Below are 22215 nucleotides of genomic sequence, written 5' to 3' on the forward strand. Positions count from 1 at the left end.
TTTTCAAATAATGCAATCCAATAAAATTTCAATAAAACAATTTTTCAAGTATTTTAAAATCGCAGTTTCAGGTAAGGAGCAAGATTTAACTTCTGGTAGTATTCGGAGAGCCGTTTTTATGCTCTCTATTCCAATGATTTTAGAAATGCTCATGGAATCTATCTTTGCAATTGTAGATATTTTCTATGTATCTAAAGTCAGTGTAAATGCGGTTGCTACGATTGGTCTTACAGAATCTGTAATAACATTAGTTTATGCTGTAGCCATTGGTTTAAGTATGGCAGCAACAGCAATAGTCGCAAGACGCATTGGTGAAAAAGATAGGAAAGGAGCTTCACAAGCAGCTGTTCAGGTCATTGGGCTTGGTATATTGGTAGCTGCTATAATAAGTGTCATCGGTATTTTATATCCCAAAGAGATATTGCAATTAATGGGAGGTGAATCTGATTTAATTGCTGAAGGCTATGGCTATACTCAAGTTTTACTTGGAGGAAATGTTACCATAATGCTATTGTTCTTAATCAATGCTATTTATAGAGGAGCGGGTGATGCCTCCATTGCTATGTGGGCTTTGGTATTGTCTAATGGTCTAAACATTATTTTAGATCCAATGTTTATTTTTGGATTTGGTCCAATTCCTGCTTATGGTGTTAAAGGAGCAGCAATTGCTACTACAATAGGTAGAGGTACAGCAGTAGTTTTCCAATTAGCAATCCTATTTTATGGTTGGAGCAAAATTAAAATTGCCTTCAAGGATTTGGTACTCCGAGTTGCAGTAATGATCAATTTGATTAAAGTTTCTCTCGGTGGTATTGGTCAATTTTTAATCGGTACATCATCTTGGGTATTTTTAATGCGAATTATGAGTGAATTTGGAAGCGAAGTCTTAGCAGGATATACCATTGCTATTCGTGTTATTATGTTTACCCTAATGCCAGCTTGGGGAATGAGCAATGCAGCTGCTACATTAGTCGGACAAAATTTGGGAGCGCAAAAACCTCAACGCGCTGAAGATTCTGTTTGGAAGACGGGAAAATTTAGTGCCGTTTTTATGGGAGTTGTATCTATATTATATTTGATTTTTGCGACACAAATTATCTCATGGTTTACATCTGAACCTGAAGTCATAAAAAATGGAGCGCTATGCCTAAGAATTATAGCTGCAGGTTATATTTTCTATGGTTATGGAATGGTGATTATTAATGCCTTTAATGGTGCAGGTGATACTAAAACACCTACATATATTAATTTTATTTGCTTTTGGTTATTTCAGTTGCCATTTGCATACGTATTGGCATTAACTTTTAACTTTGGACCTTTAGGAGTATTCCTTGCCATAACACTCGCTGAGGTCTTAATTACGGTCATCGGAGTTATATGGTTTAAAAAGGGGCATTGGAAGTCTACAAAGGTGTAATTTATTGCCATTCTCACAGATATGATTTCGACCGTATTTTTTAGTTAAATTCTGAAAATCAACGCTTAAAGAGTTTATCTGCCGTTCGCCGATGATATATTTAAATTGCTCTAAGTATATGTAAATTAGATAACCCTTAAAGTAATATTGATTAATAGCAAAATATCTTAAATACCTGATTTTTGATGAACCTATGTTTTGTCAGACGCATTTTATATGCTTAAAGGTCAGGTTTAATTGCTATAATTATGAAAAAACTTTACACTTATTTAATAGTATTCGTCGTATTATTTGGTATCCACAAAACTTCAGCCCAATTTGAGATTTTTGAGAGCTATGTGAATTTAAATAGTGGTTCAGAAAATAATTCATATGATTTATTTTCTCCTTCTAATACAATAAAAGAAAATACACCTTTAGAAAAAGATGCTGAAAATACTGAAACAAGTGGTTTTGAATTCTTTGCCGTAACTTGCCCTAGTAATATTTCTGTTAACGTCGATTTAGGTGTTTGTAATGCTATTGTGATATTTGCACCACCACCATCTACTGATATTTTTGGAGGGAGTATGGTATTAACGTCAGCTCTCGGTGATGGTGACACTTTTCCTGTTGGAACTACAACTGTAACTTATGAAGAACGTGACGCTGGCAATGTAGCCACAGGATTGACTTGTTCTTTTGATGTAACGGTTACTGATAATGAAAATCCTGTCATTGCTGCTGCACCTGCCAATATCACTGTAGAATGTATTACTGATGTACCTGCAATGATTGACCTGGCTTGGACAGATAACTGTGATGCTGGTGGAAACGTAACAGGTTCGGATTCCGCTTTAACTGGTGGTGCTTGTGGTGGAACCATTACTAGAACTTGGAACATTGCCGATGCAAACGGTAACAATGCTGCTACCCAAACACAAATAATTACTATTGATGACACTATTGATCCTGTCATTGCTGCTTCTCCTGCAAATATCACTGTAGATTGTATCTCTGATGTGCCTGCTATGATTGATCTGGCTTGGACAGACAACTGTGATGCTGGTGGAAACGTAACGGGTTCGGATTCCGCTCTGGTCGGTAATACCTATAACGGAACCATTACAAGAACTTGGGATATTGCCGATGCTTGTGGTAACAATGCCATTACACAAACTCAAATAATTACGATCAATGATACTGTTGATCCTGTCATTGCTGCTGCTCCTGCCAATATCACTGTAGAATGTATTACTGATGTACCTGCAATGATTGACCTGGCTTGGACAGATAACTGTGATGCTGGTGGAAACGTAACAGGTTCGGATTCCGCTTTAGCTGGTGGTGCTTGTGGTGGAACCATTACTAGAACCTGGAACATTGCTGATGCAAACGGTAATAATGCTGCTACTCAAACACAAATAATTACCATTGATGATACTATTGATCCTGTCATTGCGGCTGCACCTGCAAATATCACTGTAGATTGTATCTCTGATGTGCCAGCAATGATTGATTTGTCTTGGACAGATAACTGTGATGCTGGTGGAAATGTTACAGGTGTAGATGCTGCTTTGGTTGGTAACACCTATAACGGAACGATTACAAGAACATGGAATATTACGGATGCTTGTGGTAACAATGCCATTACCCAAACTCAAATAATTACAATCAATGATGCTATTAATCCTGTGATTGCTGCTGCTCCTGCCAATATCACTGTAGAATGTATTACTGATGTACCTGCAATGATTGACCTGGCTTGGACAGATAACTGTGATGCTGGTGGAAACGTAACAGGTTCGGATTCCGCTTTAGCTGGTGGTGCTTGTGGTGGAACCATTACTAGAACCTGGAACATTGCTGATGCAAACGGTAATAATGCTGCTACTCAAACACAAATAATTACCATTGATGATACTATTGATCCTGTCATTGCGGCTGCACCTGCAAATATCACTGTAGATTGTATCTCTGATGTGCCAGCAATGATTGATTTGTCTTGGACAGATAACTGTGATGCTGGTGGAAATGTTACAGGTGTAGATGCTGCTTTGGTTGGTAACACCTATAACGGAACGATTACAAGAACATGGAATATTACGGATGCTTGTGGTAACAATGCCATTACCCAAACTCAAATAATTACAATCAATGATACTGTTGATCCTGTCATTGCTGCTGCTCCTGCCAATATCACTGTAGAATGTATTACTGATGTACCTGCAATGATTGACCTGGCTTGGACAGATAACTGTGATGCTGGTGGAAACGTAACAGGTTCGGATTCCGCTTTAGCTGGTGGTGCTTGTGGTGGAACCATTACTAGAACTTGGAACATTGCCGATGCAAACGGTAACAATGCTGCTACCCAAACACAAATAATTACTATTGATGACACTATTGATCCTGTCATTGCTGCTTCTCCTGCAAATATCACTGTAGATTGTATCTCTGATGTGCCTGCTATGATTGATCTGGCTTGGACAGACAACTGTGATGCTGGTGGAAACGTAACGGGTTCGGATTCCGCTCTGGTCGGTAATACCTATAACGGAACCATTACAAGAACTTGGGATATTGCCGATGCTTGTGGTAACAATGCCATTACACAAACTCAAATAATTACGATCAATGATACTGTTGATCCTGTCATTGCTGCTGCTCCTGCCAATATCACTGTAGAATGTATTACTGATGTACCTGCAATGATTGACCTGGCTTGGACAGATAACTGTGATGCTGGTGGAAACGTAACAGGTTCGGATTCCGCTTTAGCTGGTGGTGCTTGTGGTGGAACCATTACTAGAACCTGGAACATTGCTGATGCAAACGGTAATAATGCTGCTACTCAAACACAAATAATTACCATTGATGATACTATTGATCCTGTCATTGCGGCTGCACCTGCAAATATCACTGTAGATTGTATCTCTGATGTGCCAGCAATGATTGATTTGTCTTGGACAGATAACTGTGATGCTGGTGGAAATGTTACAGGTGTAGATGCTGCTTTGGTTGGTAACACCTATAACGGAACGATTACAAGAACATGGAATATTACGGATGCTTGTGGTAACAATGCCATTACCCAAACTCAAATAATTACGATCAATGATACTGTTGATCCTGTCATTGCTGCTGCTCCTGCCAATATCACTGTAGAATGTATTACTGATGTACCTGCAATGATTGACCTGGCTTGGACAGATAACTGTGATGCTGGTGGAAACGTAACAGGTTCGGATTCCGCTTTAGCTGGTGGTGCTTGTGGTGGAACCATTACTAGAACCTGGAACATTGCTGATGCAAACGGTAATAATGCTGCTACTCAAACACAAATAATTACCATTGATGATACTATTGATCCTGTCATTGCGGCTGCACCTGCAAATATCACTGTAGATTGTATCTCTGATGTGCCAGCAATGATTGATTTGTCTTGGACAGATAACTGTGATGCTGGTGGAAATGTTACAGGTGTAGATGCTGCTTTGGTTGGTAACACCTATAACGGAACGATTACAAGAACATGGAATATTACGGATGCTTGTGGTAACAATGCCATTACCCAAACTCAAATAATTACAATCAATGATGCTATTAATCCTGTGATTGCTGCTGCTCCTGCCAATATCACTGTAGAATGTATTACTGATGTACCTGCAATGATTGACCTGGCTTGGACAGATAACTGTGATGCTGGTGGAAACGTAACAGGTTCGGATTCCGCTTTAGCTGGTGGTGCTTGTGGTGGAACCATTACTAGAACCTGGAACATTGCTGATGCAAACGGTAATAATGCTTCTACTCAAACACAAATAATTACCATTGATGATACTATTGATCCTGTCATTGCGGCTGCACCTGCAAATATCACTGTAGATTGTATCTCTGATGTGCCAGCAATGATTGATTTGTCTTGGACAGATAACTGTGATGCTGGTGGAAATGTTACAGGTGTAGATGCTGCTTTGGTTGGTAACACCTATAACGGAACGATTACAAGAACATGGAATATTACGGATGCTTGTGGTAACAATGCTACTACTAGAACTCAAATAATAACGATTAATGAAAACACAGCACCTGTAATTACTTGTCCTGCTAATTTAACTATTGAATGTGATGCAAGCATTCTTCCTGCTAATACTGGAACAGCTACTGCTATTGACAATTGTGCTGCTGTTGCAGATATAACCATCACTTATTCCGATGCTGTCGCTTCTGGTACTGGAAACAACTCAGTAATCACTAGAACTTGGACGGCTACGGACGAAAATTCTAATTCATCTTCTTGTGACCAAATAATTAATGTTACAGATTCAACACCTCCTACAGCAGTTTGTCAAGTTATTACAGTCGAATTAGATCCAAACGGAACTATCAATATAAGTCCGATAGACATTGATAACGGATCAAGCGATAATTGCGGTATTCAATCCATTTCAGTAAGTCCAATGACATTTACTTGTGCTGATGTCGGAACTAATACAGTAACTTTAACAGTTACCGATGTTAATGGTAATATGGCAACGTGCACATCAACAGTAATAGTTGAAGATGTCACACCTCCAACAACAAATGTTGCTGAGTGTGGAAGTTTGGAAATTACTATAGATCCTGTTTCAGGACAAGCAGTAATCTCTCAAGCTCAGGTGGATGCATTATATACTGGTTCTGATAGTTGTGGTCTACAAAGTATAACTCTGGCACAAACCACTTTTGGATGTAATGAAATAGGTGTAAACACTGTACAGTTAACCATTTTAGACAATAATGGAAATTCAAGTATTTGCTCGGCAACAATAACTGTAAATGCACCAATCATTACGAGTGGAACATTAACAGGCTTAGTTGTAGATCCAATTCCAGATACCGTAGTGCCAGCCGATGACCTCATTGAAGTGACCGCATGTCCTGGAGGTATAGCAGTACCAAAAGACGTACAATTAACTCTAAATTTAGATGCTTCGAGCACAGTTAATGCTGCGAATATATCTACATGGCAAATTTCAAATGATAATGGAGCAACATGGACAGATGTGGCAGGAACAGCTGGATTAACACAATATACATTACCGGATTTATTGACAACAACTTTAGTTAGAGTTGAAATTCAGTCAGGCAATTGTCTGGAATATTCGCCTTTAGCAATTGTTCGTTTTTTACCACCAGACGAGCCACCAATTATAACTAGTATATCTAATACAGATATTTGTTTAAATGATGCGGTGACTATCGTTGCGGAGAGTTTCTTTGAATATGGTGGACAATTTGGAGGCGGTGGAGATTTCAATGAAGCCAATCCTGAAGGATGGGCAGTCGATGGGATTGAAGATGATTTAAATGCCAGTGGAAATAATACCAACACCAATCGCTGGAAAGAGACCAATGGACCTACTGTTTTTGGTAACCTTCGTTATGATACTAGTGATAATACTAAATTTGCAATTGCAAATGGACCACGATTAACAACCTTGGAGACTCCAATTTTTAATACCATTGGAATGACAGCTTCTGAAGCCGTTCTTGAATTTTACCAAGCCTATTATTTCTGTACAGGTGCTGAAGGTAAAATTGAATTGTCTCTAGATGGAGGAGCTACTTATACAATTGTACTAACTACTGTTCAAAATGATAATTATATAGGACCAAATGATTCTGGATTTGCATGGAATGGTAACAACTGTGGTAATGGACCTAATGGAAGAAGGGTAACTTCTGAACCTTTACAATTTGCCTCAATTGACCTTTCAGCATATTTAGGTATGGCAAATCTACGTATTCAATTTACATTTGATGCATTAGGTGTAAGTTCTTGTACTGATAATTTTCCTGTAGATCCTGGTTATGGGTGTACTGTTGGAAATACCAATGAGACTGTTGTGAGTTCATGGGTAATTGATGATGTAGGTTTTCCTTATACTGCTATCGATGAAGAATTAGAATGGACAGATGAAGATGGAGGTGTTGTAGCCACAGGATCTACAGTAAATGTAACACCGATTACACCTGGTATTCAGGAATATGGTGTAACTTCCTTAGTTAATGGGTGTAGAGCAAATACAGACGATGGAACAGAGTTTGTTACCATTAATACAAGTTTAGCTTATGCAGGACAGGATTTCGCACCAATAGCTTCGGATTGCGGTCAATCTACAATTAATTTGAAGGCCTATGATAATACTATAACGGCGGTTCAAAACTTTGATTTAAATGCATGGGAAGCAGGACTGTATACTGTTCCAGATATTGTTGCTGGTGATACAGATTATCCTGGTACGGGTGAAGTAGGCTCATGGTCTATTATTGGGACCAGTGGTGGAGGCTGTGGTACTTCAGCTACGTTCTCAAGTAATGCTAACCCAAGAGCCACATTCACTGCGGACCCAGGAACTTACACATTAAGATGGACATTAGCTAATGGATGTTTTGATGATGTTGTTATTAATATCAATAGCTGTAACGATATTGATTTTGATGGTACGAATGATTTTGTTAATCTAAAAGATAATTATGCTGTAAATTCCAGCTTTAGTATTGAAAATTGGGTAAAACCAAACTCAGTATCAGGTAACCATACAATTCTTTCTAAAAAGAACGCATCAGATAATACAAGAGGTTATGTATTAAATATTGAAAATGGAATTGTTAAATTTAATTGGTTCAATACGTTAGGCAATGGAACCATAGCATCTCAATTTGCAATTGATACGTCTAGATGGTATCACATTGCAGTTACTTTTGATGGTACTGCTTATTTATTATATATTGACGGTATTGATGTAGGAACCGTTTCTGGAACCACTAACCCACCTGAGACTACAACGTCAATCGCAGAGGCTCTTGTTGGAGCTTTAGATAATGATATTGAATCTAACAATAATGTTATAAATCTATATCACGGTTGGATGGATGAACTGCGTATTTGGAATACAACATTAACAGCTGCCCAAATTCGTCAGATGATGAATCAAGAAATTCAAGATAATACTGCTGTAAGAGGTGTTAGCGTACCTTTAGATGTTGCTGGTTTAAACTGGACAGATTTAGATGGCTATTATAAAATGAATGTTAACTGTGGTTATTTATCAGCTGATAAAGGTACTACCGGACGATTACGAAACATGTCTTCTTCTCAACAGAACACGGCACCGTTGCCATATACCTCCAGGGTTGACGGGCAGAATTGGGCCACTGATAATACGTGGACTAACTTTAATGTATGGGATGCCCCAAATAGTTTAGGTGTTGACGGTACAACATCAATTGATTGGAACATAGTTCAAACATCACATGACATTGACTCAGGAGATAGAGATATTACAGTGCTCGGTCTTATATCTGATACACCCAATAAAGTATTAAATATTTCGGACCCAGTGACAGCTCAGGACGAAACCAATGATGGGCAAATGTTAAGGGTAACTCATTATTTAGACTTAGATGGCGATATTGATTTAGTTGGTGAATCGCAATTACTTCAAGATTTAGGTAGTGTATTGGATGCAACAAGTAATGGAAAAATAAAACGAGACCAACAAGGGACTACAAATCTATATAATTACAATTATTGGAGTTCTCCTGTAAACAATAGCAGCACAACATTTACAGTTGCAAGTTCTATGTTTGATGGTACAATAGCATCTAATCCGCAATCTTTACAATGGACAAATAGCTATGATGCCAATCCAGCAACAACACCAATAACATTGAGTAGAAGATGGCTATATCTTTACAGAAATAATTTAGAAAATACTTATGCTGATTGGGAACCAATTGATGAAAATACTGCGGTTCAATTAGGTTATGGCTATCTTATGAAAGGAAGTGGAACAGGAGGGGCTTATCAGAACTACGGCTTTAGTGGTCTACCAAATAACGGGCTAATCACAAATACGATTACAGGTGGTTACCAATCATTAGTAGGAAACCCTTATCCTTCGGCATTAATTGCTAGTACTTTTATAACTGACAATATTGCTGTACTTAAAGACGGTTCTATCTCCTTCTGGGAGCATGCACCATCAAATAGCACTCATATTCTAGAGGATTATGAAGGAGGTTATTCTATTAGAAACTTAACAGGCGGACTTGCAGCTGTTTCACCGCCAGAAATTAATGGTTTAGGTACAGCTACAAAAATTCCTGGTCCATATGTACCAGTAGCGCAAGGCTTTTTCGTTACAAGTAATGCTACAGGAGGCCTTATAACCTTTGATAATAACCAACGTATATTTGCGAAAGAGGACGGGTCGAACTCTTTATTCTTTAGAGGTGTAAACTCTAATACTGCTAAGTCTATAACTGATGGTGATGTTGACAATGATCAATTTATCAGAATAGATTTCATTACTCCAGAAAACGCTGTTAGACATTTGTTACTTGGGTTTATGAATAACGAAAATGCTACGGATGGTATAGATTATGGTTATGATGCACTTAATACAGAAAACTTGCCGAGCGATATGTCATTTAATATTGAAGGAGAACGATTCGTAATTCAAGGAGTTGGTTCTTTTGATGAGACTAAGGTGTATCCTTTGGATATTATTTTAAGCAATGGTGGAACAATTCAAATAGCGCTCAATGCTCTTGAAAACTTTGATGAAGCTATTGATGTCTATATTTTTGATGCACTTTTAAATACCTATTCGCATATTAATGACACTAATTTTGAACTTACATTAGGTTCAGGAGAATTTATTGATCGCTTCTATATGGCCTTTATAGATAATAGCTCATTGTCTTATAATGATTTTGAGGATGAAGGATTTGATATTTCATATTTAAATGAGAGTAAAGAGATATTGATTAATTCTTCTAATATCTATAATGTTAAAGCTGTGGAACTATTTAACATGAATGGTCAAAAAGTAACGGAATATAATAATGAAGATTTTACATATAGGAGTAATGAATTAAGCATTACCATACCAGCACCCGATATCTCAGAAGGTGTCTATATAGTTAAATGCTATTCTTCAGATCATTTTTATAATAAAAAGGTAGTAATTAGGCGTTAATATGTAGCTTAATACGACATATATGTTAATAAAATATGTATTTCGTCGTAAAAATATGCTTTTTATAGATTTTTTTGTTTAGATACAATACATTTGAAAAATATAGAAGTATCATAAACAACCCAAATCTAATGAGAACTATATCTACACTACTATGTATATTGCTGTGTGCAATATTTTCAAATGGAGTTGAAGCTCAATCTGAGATTCAACGTGTTAGGATTGATTTTGAAAATCCTGAGGGTTTTACCAGACACTTGCTGCTTGGTTTTGTTGCTGACAATTCTGCAACTGACGGATTTGACTATGGCTACGATGCACTAAATCCAGATGATTTACCAGATGATTTGAATTGGATCATTGAAGAAGATCGTTACGTTATACAAGGTGTTGGTGCGTTTAGCACAGATAAATATTATCCCTTAGGTATGTTTTTGTCTAATTCTGGTGATATTTCAATTTCTTTAGCTAACCTTGAGAATTTCGAAGAAACCGTTAATGTTTATCTTTATGATTTACAGCTCGATACTTATACTTTGTTAAATCAAGAGAATTATACTAATAATTTAGCTGCAGAAACCTATTTAGATCGTTTTTTCTTAACATTTTCTGTTTCCGTAGGAGCAATTATTAGTAATAGTGTACTCTCAACTTCTGAAAATAAAATAAGTGATGTAAACGTATGGCATTCAAACCTCAATAACGAATTATATATTAAGGGTATACCAACTAAAGCTAACTCAATTTCGATTGCTGTTCACAGCATAGATGGTAAACAAATAATTGAAGAAAAAATCTCGAATGGTACAAACGAGAATGAGATTAAACTTAATACAGCTGGTCTTTCTCGAGGTATTTATATTATTAAAATTGATTCTGCTTCATTTTCCCATACGTCTAAAGTTTGCATCGTTAATTGATAAAAGGCTGACTATTTTCATTAATTTTATAACTTAAATAAATAATGAGATGTCAGATAAAAAATTAGGTTTAAATACCATTTGTACGCATGTTGGTGAAATAAAGGATGAGCAATTTAAAGGTGCAGTATCACCGATGTATTTGAGTTCATCTTATGAGTTTTTAGATGTAGATGTAAAACGTTATCCAAGATACTTCAATACACCAAATCAAGAATTTTTGTCTAAGAAAATAGCAGCTTTAGAACATACGGAAGCCGCTATGATTTTTGGCTCCGGTATGGCAGCTATAAGCACTATGTTTTTAGCTTTTTTAAAACAAGGTGATCACTTAGTAGTACAGAACACTTTATATGGTGGAACTGTAAATTTCATAAAAGAAGAATTTCCGAAGTATGGTATAGAATACACCTTTACCAATGGTTATGAGCTTAAAGATTTTAAAGCTGCTATTCAACCAAATACAAAATTGATTCATATAGAAACTCCTTCAAATCCTTTAATGACCATTACAGACATCACAGCTATTGCGAAATTGGGTAAATCAAATAATATTTTAACTTCAATAGATAATACCTTTGCCTCACCAATTAATCAAAGTCCCATAGATTTTGGAATTGATATGGTAATGCATTCTGCTACTAAATATTTTGGTGGACATAGTGATATTTGTGCAGGAGCAGTAGCGAGTTCATCCGAACACATAGAACGCATCTGGAATGTTGGTAAAAATTTGGGTGGAAGTTTAAGTGATATGACGGTTTGGATGTTAGAACGTAGTATGAAAACCTTAGGACTTAGAGTAAAAGCACAGACCAAAAATGCTATGAAGATGGCTAAATGGTTAGATAAACATCCAAAAGTTAGTAAAGTATATTATCCCGGATTAAAATCTCATCCAGATTATAAACTGGCAAAGTCTCAAATGAAAGGTTTTGGGGCTATGTTATCTTTTGAGTTGACGGATGATTTAGATGCTTATAAATTTCAGAAGCAATTAAAATTGATTAAATCATCAATGAGTTTAGCTGGTATAGAAAGCACTGTGATATCACCTCATTTAACGTCTCATGCTTTATTAACTCAAGAAGAACGCGATAAAGTTGGTATTAGTGATCAATTGATTCGTTTTTCTGTAGGCATAGAGGAAACTAGAGATTTAAAACTCGATATAGAACAGGCTTTTGAAAAAATAGTAAACAGAAAGTAATTGACTTAATTATTTTTTTTTCTAAAATCGTATTTTAAATTTAATTGTAGAGATAGTCGGTGAAAACTCTTAGTTTTAAATGAATGTCTGACGTAACCTAATTCTGAATTTATATTTTTATTTATTTTAATTCCAAGACCAGCAAAAACTCTGTTTTGCTGAAAATCAAATTCATTTAAATTAAAATGGATTTCGTCGTAAGTAGATATGAAGAGTGTTTTATTTAAAGGGAATTTAACTTTAAATCTATAACGTATTCTGTGTATGAGTATATTTTCTGTTGGAAATTGAAGAAAACGTTGCTCTAATCTAAATCTATGTGAGAAACTGGTCTTGTTTGATTTATGCAGCAATACCAATTGCTCAATAATTCTGTTTTCTTTCGTGTGAGGTATATCATTTACGTCAAAAGTAGAATCAATGTCTCCATACGCATATCCTGCACCAACAATAACATTATTGTTAAAATGATAATTTAAACCCACAATACCTAAAAGTAGATGTTCTTTATCTGCAGGTAACTGATAATCCCAATTGGTAAATGAAGCACTTAGACTCAGTTTTTTACTGATTTTATTGGATGATGTAATCTCGTACCATGCACCTAATTGATCTTCACCAGTGTCTTGAGCATATAGATGTGTTTGAAAAAGTAAGCCAATAAGAATTAAGTAAAAGGGAATTTTCATAGTTCAGCTATGTAAAATAAAAGAGCCCATTTCTGGGCTCTTTTCAGTCATGGAATTATTAAACATGGTCTCCTAAATGATGATGTTCATCAATTAAAGGACCTCCTTCAATGATTTGCTCAGAAGCTTCACTAGCAAATTTTTCAAAATTTAAGTGGAATGAGTGTGCTAATTGAATAGCCTTACTTATATAGCCTCCTTTTTGTAACCAAGTATTCATTGGGTCTAATATCTCTATTGGAACGTTAGGAATATACTTTGGCATATTTAATCCGAATATTGGATGTTGTTCATAATCAACATTATCTAAATCTCCATTAAGAATAGCCGTAATCATAGCTCTAGTATATTTTAATTTAATACGAGAACCAACTCCGTAAGGACCGCCACTCCAGCCTGTGTTCAGTAACCAAACATTAACACCAGCTTCTTGCATTTTTTTACTTAGCATTTCTGCATATTTTGTAGGATGCAATGGCATAAATGGCTCACCGAAACATGCTGAGAATGATGGAACAGGCTCTGTAATACCAGCTTCAGTACCTGCAACTTTTGCAGTATAACCAGAGATAAAGTGATATGCAGCTTGACCTGGTGTTAATTTAGATACTGGAGGTAATACCCCAAAAGCATCACAGGTTAGGAAGAAAATATTCTTAGGGTTATCTGCATATGAAGGTTGTTGAATGTTATCAATATGATAAATAGGATAACTTACACGCGTATTTTGTGTAATACTACTATCCATATAGTCAACTTCTCCATTGTCTTTAAAGACAACGTTCTCTAAAATCGCACCTGGTTTAATGGCTCTAAAAATATCTGGTTCTTTTTCTTCAGTTAGATCAATTACTTTTGCGTAACAACCACCTTCAAAATTAAAGATTCTGTTTTCTGCAGTCCAACCATGTTCGTCATCGCCAATCAATTTACGATCTGGATCGGCAGATAATGTCGTTTTACCAGTACCAGATAGTCCGAAGAAAATAGCAGTATCACCATCCTCACCAACGTTAGCAGAACAGTGCATTGGCAATACATTTTTATCTACGGGTAAAATCATATTTAGCGCAGAGAAAATACCTTTTTTCATCTCGCCAGTATAAGCAGAACCACCAACAAGTGCTATTTTTTTAGTAAAGTTTAAGATTGAAAAATTACCTTGTCTAATGCCATATTTTTTTGGCTCTGAACATTCGTAGCCTGGTGCACATAGTACTAGCCATTCTTCTTCAAAGTTTTCAAGTTCAGATTCATCGGGTCTTAAGAACATATTGTAAATAAACATATTAGACCAAGGATATTCAGTAATGGTTCTAACATTCATTTTGTATTTAGGATCTGCACAAACGTAGCCATCTCTAACAAAAATTTCTTTTCCACTTAGATAGTTTTCTATTTCTGATTGTAAATAGTCAAAATTCTCTGGTGAAATCCCTTTATTTGTTTTTCCCCACCAAACTTTATCTTTAGTATAATCATCTTTCACTAAGAATCTATCTTGAGGTGAACGTCCTGTAAAATTTCCTGTGTTAATGGCTAAAGTGCCATTTGCAGTTTCTTTTCCCATTCCTTTTTCCACAGTAATGGCTTGTAATTTTTCTGGTGATAAGTTCCAATGTGCGTTGGTATCTTTTAATCCATACTTTGTGAGGTCTCTTGTTTTCATAATCGGTTGTTTTAATGTTTCCATGATTTTAAAAATTTTATTCGACTTTTTATTTAAAATGGCCATATTAATGGCACTAATAGTAATGTGGTTATTAAGAAGAGTAGAAGCAAAGGTGCACCTACTTTTAGATAATCCATAAATTTGTATCCACCAGCTGTCATTACCATGGCATTAGTAGTGGTACCAACTGGTGTTAAGAATGCTGTTGAAGCACTTATAGCAACAGCAATCATAAATGGGGCTGCTGATAGATTTAATGTACTGGCTGCAATAATTACAATTGGCGCCATTAAAACTGCCGTGGCAGAGTTATTTATTACTTGACTAAACGTAGTTGTTAACAGAAATACACCTCCTAATAATACAACAGGATGTAAACTACCTAAAGTGTTTACAAGACCATTGGCAATTAATTCTGCAGTACCAGTTTTCTGAAGGGCTATTCCCATTGGTATCATTGCTGCTATCATTACAACACTTATCCAACTAATGCCTTTATATGCTTTTGCCATCGGAACACATTTTGTAATTAAGACTATCCCAGCAGATATAAGCGCCGCAATAGCTCCAGGTACAATTTTAAAAACTAACAGAACAATCATTAACATAAGTGCAAACAAAGCGATGTAAGATTTATATGTAAGATCTGTTACAGTTTTTGCCATACCTTCTGGACTACCACAGATTACTAAATTTTCGTGGTGTTGTTTCAATTGATCAATATCACTCCATATGCCTCTAACTAAAAAGGCATCACCTGCTTTTATTCTAATTTCTCGTTCTGTAAATGGTTTGTTATTACGTGATGCAGCCATCAATTGTACACCGAAACGTTTAAAGAAATTACCTAATCGTATTTTTCGGCCTACAAGGACAGATTTTGGTGTTACCAATACTTCTGTCATACCAACTTCTTGATTTATTAGGTTGTTTTTTAATTCATCTTCAATCGGTTCTAATGGAAGAAGTCCTAATCTAAATTTTATCATTAGCCTATTAATGGCTTCTGTATTTCCTTTGACTGTAATAATATCGTGGTATAAAAATTCTGTGTTATTTGTTGGGAATTCGATAAATGGTTCGTTCCTTTTTAATACGCTTGGGTGTCTTCGCTTTATTCTTAAAATCGATACGTTATAGTCATTTTCAAAATTCCAATCTCCAAGTTTTGTATTTAATAATGGAGATACAGATCTAACCCTTAGTCTGTAATAATCACCATCGACTTTATAGGCTTCAATCCATTTGTGTAGTGTTGTGCTTATGTCTACAGGCTTATTATTCGTTTTATTACTTGGTAATAAGCGGTAACCAATAAATCTAAAATAGAGTAGTGCTATTATAAGTAAGGGCAATCCAATTAAAGCAAATTCGAAGAAAGAGAAACCTTCTAATCCACTTTCTATCATAGTATTGTTAACAATAATGTTTGGAGGTGTACCAGTTAATGTTAGCAAACCACCAGTGTTAGATCCGAATGCTACTGGCATTAATAATTTAGAAGGCAAAGTTCCAATACTCCAAGCTGAAGAAATTGTAACTGGCATTAATGTGGCTACTGTACCTGTGTTACTAACAACTCCAGATAATAATCCTGAACCTAATGTTGTTATTAATAAAAGTTTAGTTGTGCTTTTACCAGCCATCTTAATAAATTTTTTACCAGCTAATGCTGTCCAACCTGTTTGTGATAGGCCTTCACCAATAATAAATAACGCGGCAATCATAATTACCGTTGGGTTACTAAAGCCGCTTAGAGTTTCTTTTAAATCTAATATTCCAAAAAGAAATAGACTTAACATTGAAAGTAAGGCGATTATATCTGGTGTATATTTTCCCCAAATGAATAAGGCAATTGTAATAATTAAAATGGTTAGCATTAAACCCATTGAGACTTTACTTTTAACATTAGTATAAAATTACTAGCATTAAAGAGCAATTATTATGACTATTGTCATACTTTATGGTAATTATGAATTTTTCAAATTTGATTAATAATTTTGCATTTATTTAAAGGATTCAGAAAGCGAAACCGTTTGCGAAATAAAAAGAAAACGATAAACTGTGTTCTTTTTAATATTTTTGACATTAAGTAAAATTGATTTTTGTATGAAATTAGACATATTAGCTATTGGAGCGCACCCAGATGATGTTGAGTTAGGCTGTGGAGCAACCATAGCCAAGGAAATTGCTAACGGCAAAAAAGTTGGTATTATTGATTTAACGCGTGGTGAATTAGGCACGCGTGGTACAGCAGAAACTAGAGACTCCGAATCTTTTAATGCTGCTAAGCTTTTAGGGGTTCATACTAGAATAAATATGCGATTTGCTGATGGATTTTTTCTTAATGACAAAGCACATCAAATAGAACTTATTAAAATGATTCGATTTTACAAGCCAGAAATTGTGATATGCAACTCTATTGAAGATAGACATATAGATCATGGCAAAGGCAGTAAACTTGTGAGTGATGCTTGTTTTTTAAGTGGCTTAAAGAAAATTGAAACTGTACATAAAGGTGGTACTACGATTCAAGAACCATGGAGACCAAAAGTAGTCTATCACTATATACAATGGAAAGATTTAGAACCAGATGTTGTGGTAGATGTATCTGGCTTTATGGATAAAAAAATGGATGCAATTTTAGCGTATAAAACTCAGTTTTTTGATCCTAATAGCAATGAGCCCGAAACCCCTATTTCTAGTAAGAATTTTACGGATAGCATAGACTATAGAGCCCGTAATTTAGGGAGACTCATCGGTGTAGAACATGCAGAAGGTTTTACAGTGGAGCGTTATCCTGCTGTTGAATCTTTATTTGATTTAAAATAAGTAAAGAAAACGTTTTGTAGAAAAATGTAAATAATTTACATTTGCAGTCCTAATTAAAATGGTGGTTGTAGCTCAGCTGGTTAGAGCGTCGGTTTGTGGTACCGAAAGTCGCCGGTTCGAACCCGGTCTTCCACCCTAAAATTAGTAAAGCCTTTCAGAAATGAAAGGCTTTTTTGTATTTTAAAGGTGAATTTTATTCTGTTGCTTTATCAACAACAACTCTATTTTCTCTATTGGCAACTTCCCAAGCCGTATGAAAAACCAAACGGGTTCTGTTTTCTAATAAATCATATTCAATCTTGTCCGCTGTATCACTTGGTTGGTGATAGTCGTCATGTGTTCCGTTAAAATAAAATATTACCGGAACATTGTTTTTTGCGAAGTTATAATGGTCAGACCTGTAGTAAAAACGGTTAGGATCATTTTCATCGTTATAAGTATAATCTAACTCAACATTGGTGTATTTTTTATTGACTTCTTCAGAAATGTTGTGTAAATCTGTACTTAACTTATCGCTGCCAATTAAATATACGTAGTTTCGATCTCCTTCTTTTCGTTTTGGATCTATTCTTCCAATCATATCTATATTAAGATTGGCAACAGTATTTGCCAAAGGATAAATAGGATCATTATCCGTGTAATGCCTAGACCCTAAAAGCCCTTTTTCTTCACCAGTAACATGTAAAAAAAGTATAGATCGTTTAGGTCCGTTACCATCTTTTTCCGCCATTTTAAAGGCTTCAGCGATTTCTATAATAGCAATAGTACCAGAACCATCGTCATCTGCACCATTATAAACTTTACCATCTTTAATTCCTTCGTGGTCTAAGTGCGCAGAAATAACGACAATCTCTTCTGGTTTTTCAGAGCCTTTGATGTAAGCGACTACGTTTTCAGAAGTTATAGCTTCAGACTTATTATCAATAGCTAAATCTATTTTAGTTTGGATAGTCTGAGGTTCATCATTTTCAGATATTGAAGGGTATATTGCTTTACCTAATTCGTCATTAATCATAAGCATTATCATACCAGCCTCGTTACTCTTTAAAGATAAGCGTCCTGAAGTACCAGATTCTGCTTGTCTTTGGAAATATGGTGCATATCTTGAAAACAAATTGTCATTAACAAATAATAGCCCTTTAGCTCCATTAGCTTTTGCTGCATCTCTTTTACTGGATAATGATTGACGACCATTAGTCCATTTAGTATCTTCAGTAGTACCAGAAGTTATATAATTACCTTCAGCATCTTTAGGTTCGCCTGCTTTAACTAACACTATTTTTCCTTTTACATCTATATTCTTATAATCAGAATAATTATCAGCATCAATACCATAACCCACATATATAATCTCATCGATTGTTGTATTTATACTTTCCGCAGCAGTCATTACAATGTGGTTTTCAAAGGCGCTAAATTCTTTACCATTAACATTTAACTTAGCCGCAGTCACTTTTTGTTTTTCTAAAGGAACTTCTTGAAAATAGTCATCACCACCTAAAGGTGTCGGGATTTCCATGCTTTTGTACAATTTTTTTAAGTATTCAACCGCTAATTTTTGTCCTTTTTTACCAGTTTCTCTGCCTTCAAATTCATCAGAAGCATACTTGTAGAGCATTGTTTTTAATTCTTCTGACGTAATGCTTGAAGCATATTCAACAGGGTCAGATGGAGCCTTAGTCTTTAAAGGTTTAGTATTACTTTTTGAAGATGTACCACAGCTTAATAATAAACCAGAGATACAAAGTGTTAATAACAGTCTTTTCATTTATATATGAGTTGAGTTAATAGGAATAGTAAAGTAAATTAAAAGTTGACTTAATATGTCAACGGTTAAAGTTACGAAAATTGGTTAGCCTTTAACATTATGCTAATTTTCTTTTAACAAATTTTAACACTAAATAATTTCAGGATTTAAGCGCTCAGGCGAATTTGCTAAATACCAAGCTGAAGCGAAAATCAATTTTGTACGTTTCTCTAAAAGCGGATAGTTAATTTTATCAGCTGTGTCTGTTGGTTTTGTGTAATCTTCGTGCTCGCCATTAAAGAAGAATACAACAGGAATACCTTTTAGAGCAAAATTGTAATGATCAGATCTGTTGTAATAACGGTTAGGATCATTTTCGGAATTGTATTTATAGTCTAGATTTAGATTCACAAATTCTGAATTAGCCTCTTGTACAACGTAATGTAATTCTGTGCTCAAACGGTCAGCGCCAATAACATAAATATAGTTTTCATTGTCTTTGTGTCTTTCATCTACTCGACCAATCATGTCTATATTTAAAGTCGCAATTGTATTTTTTAATGGAAAGATTGGGTTTTCGGTATAATATCTAGAACCATGTAAGCCAACTTCTTCAGCAGTTACATGTAAAAAAACAATACTTCGTTTAGGCCTATGACCATCTTTAACAGCACTACGAAAAGCTTCAGCCATTTCTAATACAGCTGCAGTGCCAGATCCATTATCGTCAGCTCCATTATATATTTCACCATCAATAATACCTTCGTGGTCAGAGTGAGCAGAGATGTATACATACTCGTTCGGATATTCTGAACCTTCTATGTAAGCAATAATATTTTGGGAATCGTTTAAACTATCAGGTAAAACTTCTTTCGGCACTGTTTGATAGTAGTTAGAATGCGACTTTGGAGCTTTAATGTTTTGAGATTTGTAATATGTTCTAATATAATCACAAACTTCATTATGTCCTTCTTCACCAGTCATTCTACCATTATACTTATCTGAAGACACTTCTTCTACAAGCGTTTTTAATTCTTTAGACGTAATAGTGCTTAAATATTTTTTTAGAACCTTTTCATCTTTATAGGTAATACCATTTTTTAGATTGTCAATTTTTTCGCTATGTCTCAGAGTGGCGCAAGAACCAACCAGAATGAGTGCAGAAGCAACTAATATTTTCATTTATAGATATTTGTATTTTACGGTTACTTGCTTACGTTATTCATAATTCCCTTAAATTATAAAATTTTGAGCCTGCAAGTTTTGTCTAATTAATTGATTTTAACAAAAATAAGATAAAAGGTGATAAATTTTCTTACAATTGATATGAAAATTTTACATGTTCTTGACTGTAATTGTTTCATTGTAATGCAATAGCATTTATTATAATAATATACAATTGCTTATCAATAGACTCTAATTTCTATATTATAAATAAACGAACAGAATTTTAATTAAAAAACCTTTGTCAACACCGAAAAGGATTTTATATTTGCAACCGCTAAAGGAGAAATGGCAGAGTGGTCGAATGCGGCAGTCTTGAAAACTGTTGAGGGTCACACCTCCGGGGGTTCGAATCCCTCTTTCTCCGCTTAAAAACCCATAACATAAAGTTATGGGTTTTTTGTTGCTATGTCTTTACGTGGTCAAATAGTTCAGTATGAGCAATATCATTTCAATAACGCTGCTTTATAAATACATTTGTACTATCTTTTTAATTGTACTTTATCATGAAAGTACTTTTATTTAATAAACTAATTATCGAAGAAGCTCCACAAAAAGACACTTAATTAAAAGTGTTAAATGTAATTTCACACGTTAATAAGAGTGAAATATCAACAAAGGCACTCTAATATTATTGCTAATTTTAGTTGTTGGTGATCCTATAAAGAAACGCTCAAAGAGACTTTCTTTTTGAACCAGAAGCGTTGTTAAATCTATATTGTGAGTTTGTATATATGTATCTACTGCTATGGCTATTGGAATATCAGTGATGAGGTGATATTCGTGCTGCATTTCCTTTAGAAAAGTATTTATATTTTCTTTGTCTTTTAGTTCTTCTTTAGAATTTTCGTTATTTGTTTTTATCCTTAATAGATGAATTTTTTTACTAAATCGCTTAGCAAAACTCACAGCATCAGTAAAAGCATTTTCCCTTAACGAATCTGAGTGGTCTAAAGGCAATAAAATTTCTTTTGGCGTTCTGTACTTAAAACCTTCCGGAATAACTAGCGTTGGGCAATCCACTTTTCTAATAACATTAATAGTATTACTTCCAAAAACAACTTCACTTGCACCTGTAACACCATTAGTTCCCATAACTACTAAATCAATATTTTTAGATGCTTTTATTTGATTAATGGCATCAGTTAAACTATCATAGTCGGCCACAGATTTAATGGAGTAGGTTTGGGTTTCAAACTCATCTTCAAGTTCTAAAATAAGTTGATCTAACTTATTTTTAGCTTTTTTTATAATAGAATCGTATAGGCTTTGGTTCCCAGATAGCATCAAATCATCAGTCATAAAGGATGAAGAGCTTTGCACATTTAATAATGAAAAATTACAGGTATCACCTTCAAATAGTTGTAATGCGTACCGAATAGCATTGATTGAATTCTCTGAAAAGTCCGTAAGCAGCAGTATATTTTTCATAATGCTAGGTTTTACTCTATAAATTTAAGATTTGTTGAGTAAAACAACTATGACAAAGATCA

The 22215-nt window shown here is 35.0% G+C and carries 11 protein-coding genes and 2 tRNA genes; 7 read left to right on the top strand and 6 right to left on the bottom strand.

All coding sequences use genetic code 11. The annotated features are described in order from the left end of the window. Nucleotides 1-10 precede the first annotated feature (10 nt). From SJY34_RS02080 to SJY34_RS02095, 4 genes are all read left to right on the top strand, one after another. Nucleotides 11-1417 carry an MATE family efflux transporter gene (locus SJY34_RS02080; RefSeq protein ID WP_400078444.1) on the top strand — a complete coding sequence of 469 codons (1407 nt, stop codon included), beginning with the start codon at nucleotides 11-13 and terminating at the stop codon, nucleotides 1415-1417. A 248-nt stretch (nucleotides 1418-1665) separates the two neighbouring features. Further along, nucleotides 1666-10428: a LamG-like jellyroll fold domain-containing protein gene (locus SJY34_RS02085; RefSeq protein WP_400078446.1), complete on the top strand. Its 8763-nt coding sequence runs from the start codon at nucleotides 1666-1668 to the stop codon at nucleotides 10426-10428. A 131-nt stretch (nucleotides 10429-10559) separates the two neighbouring features. Then, the gene (locus SJY34_RS02090) at nucleotides 10560-11348 is read left to right on the top strand and encodes a T9SS type A sorting domain-containing protein (protein WP_400078448.1); all 789 of its coding nucleotides are present in this window, start codon (nucleotides 10560-10562) and stop codon (nucleotides 11346-11348) included. A gap of 49 nt (nucleotides 11349-11397) precedes the next feature. Then, on the top strand, nucleotides 11398-12558 hold the full coding sequence (locus SJY34_RS02095; protein WP_400078450.1) for a trans-sulfuration enzyme family protein: 1161 nt from the start codon (nucleotides 11398-11400) through the stop codon (nucleotides 12556-12558). A gap of 5 nt (nucleotides 12559-12563) precedes the next feature. On the opposite strand, the gene SJY34_RS02100 is transcribed toward SJY34_RS02095, so the two are convergent. The 3 genes from SJY34_RS02100 to SJY34_RS02110 are packed head-to-tail and all read right to left on the bottom strand — an operon-like array spanning nucleotide 12564 to nucleotide 16799. Further along, entirely contained in the window at nucleotides 12564-13247 is a 684-nt protein-coding gene (locus tag SJY34_RS02100) for a DUF2490 domain-containing protein (RefSeq protein WP_400078452.1), read from the bottom strand. A 58-nt stretch (nucleotides 13248-13305) separates the two neighbouring features. Next, entirely contained in the window at nucleotides 13306-14916 is a 1611-nt protein-coding gene (gene pckA / locus SJY34_RS02105) for a phosphoenolpyruvate carboxykinase (ATP) (RefSeq protein WP_400078454.1), read from the bottom strand. 53 nt (nucleotides 14917-14969) lie between these two features. Then, a complete protein-coding gene (locus SJY34_RS02110; protein ID WP_400078456.1) occupies nucleotides 14970-16799 on the bottom strand; it encodes an SLC13 family permease in 1830 nt (609 codons plus the stop codon). A 229-nt stretch (nucleotides 16800-17028) separates the two neighbouring features. Between SJY34_RS02110 and bshB1 the strand changes: the two genes are divergently transcribed. Together bshB1 and SJY34_RS02120 are read left to right on the top strand one after the other, a co-directional pair. Continuing rightward, nucleotides 17029-17751: a bacillithiol biosynthesis deacetylase BshB1 gene (bshB1, locus tag SJY34_RS02115; RefSeq protein ID WP_400078458.1), complete on the top strand. Its 723-nt coding sequence runs from the start codon at nucleotides 17029-17031 to the stop codon at nucleotides 17749-17751. A gap of 60 nt (nucleotides 17752-17811) precedes the next feature. Continuing rightward, a tRNA-His gene (locus SJY34_RS02120) sits at nucleotides 17812-17887 on the top strand. A gap of 57 nt (nucleotides 17888-17944) precedes the next feature. Here the strand turns inward: SJY34_RS02120 and SJY34_RS02125 are convergent. Then, nucleotides 17945-19519: a M28 family peptidase gene (locus SJY34_RS02125; protein ID WP_400078460.1), complete on the bottom strand. Its 1575-nt coding sequence runs from the start codon at nucleotides 19517-19519 to the stop codon at nucleotides 17945-17947. Between the two features lie 129 nt (nucleotides 19520-19648). Further along, on the bottom strand, nucleotides 19649-20680 hold the full coding sequence (locus SJY34_RS02130) for a M28 family metallopeptidase (RefSeq protein WP_400078462.1): 1032 nt from the start codon (nucleotides 20678-20680) through the stop codon (nucleotides 19649-19651). Between the two features lie 324 nt (nucleotides 20681-21004). On the opposite strand from SJY34_RS02130, the gene SJY34_RS02135 reads away from it, so the two are divergent. Further along, nucleotides 21005-21089, top strand: a tRNA-Ser gene (locus SJY34_RS02135). 227 nt (nucleotides 21090-21316) lie between these two features. On the opposite strand, the gene SJY34_RS02140 is transcribed toward SJY34_RS02135, so the two are convergent. Next, nucleotides 21317-22153, bottom strand: coding sequence for a universal stress protein (locus SJY34_RS02140; RefSeq protein ID WP_400078464.1), 837 nt, complete (start codon nucleotides 22151-22153; stop codon nucleotides 21317-21319). Between the last annotated feature and the right edge of the window lie 62 nt (nucleotides 22154-22215).

The organism is Winogradskyella sp. R77965, assembly GCF_044594915.1.
GTDB lineage: Bacteria > Bacteroidota > Bacteroidia > Flavobacteriales > Flavobacteriaceae > Winogradskyella.

What these genes read in the sequence shown, in the direction of transcription:
- SJY34_RS02080 (WP_400078444.1), top strand. Translation starts at nt 11, where the DNA reads ATGCAATCCAATAAAATTTCAATAAAACAATTTTTCAAGTATTTTAAA.
- SJY34_RS02085 (WP_400078446.1), top strand. Translation starts at nt 1,666, where the DNA reads ATGAAAAAACTTTACACTTATTTAATAGTATTCGTCGTATTATTTGGT.
- SJY34_RS02090 (WP_400078448.1), top strand. Translation starts at nt 10,560, where the DNA reads ATGAGAACTATATCTACACTACTATGTATATTGCTGTGTGCAATATTT.
- SJY34_RS02095 (WP_400078450.1), top strand. Translation starts at nt 11,398, where the DNA reads ATGTCAGATAAAAAATTAGGTTTAAATACCATTTGTACGCATGTTGGT.
- SJY34_RS02100 (WP_400078452.1), bottom strand. Translation starts at nt 13,247, where the DNA reads ATGAAAATTCCCTTTTACTTAATTCTTATTGGCTTACTTTTTCAAACA.
- pckA (WP_400078454.1), bottom strand. Translation starts at nt 14,916, where the DNA reads ATGAAAACAAGAGACCTCACAAAGTATGGATTAAAAGATACCAACGCA.
- SJY34_RS02110 (WP_400078456.1), bottom strand. Translation starts at nt 16,799, where the DNA reads ATGCTAACCATTTTAATTATTACAATTGCCTTATTCATTTGGGGAAAA.
- bshB1 (WP_400078458.1), top strand. Translation starts at nt 17,029, where the DNA reads ATGAAATTAGACATATTAGCTATTGGAGCGCACCCAGATGATGTTGAG.
- SJY34_RS02125 (WP_400078460.1), bottom strand. Translation starts at nt 19,519, where the DNA reads ATGAAAAGACTGTTATTAACACTTTGTATCTCTGGTTTATTATTAAGC.
- SJY34_RS02130 (WP_400078462.1), bottom strand. Translation starts at nt 20,680, where the DNA reads ATGAAAATATTAGTTGCTTCTGCACTCATTCTGGTTGGTTCTTGCGCC.
- SJY34_RS02140 (WP_400078464.1), bottom strand. Translation starts at nt 22,153, where the DNA reads ATGAAAAATATACTGCTGCTTACGGACTTTTCAGAGAATTCAATCAAT.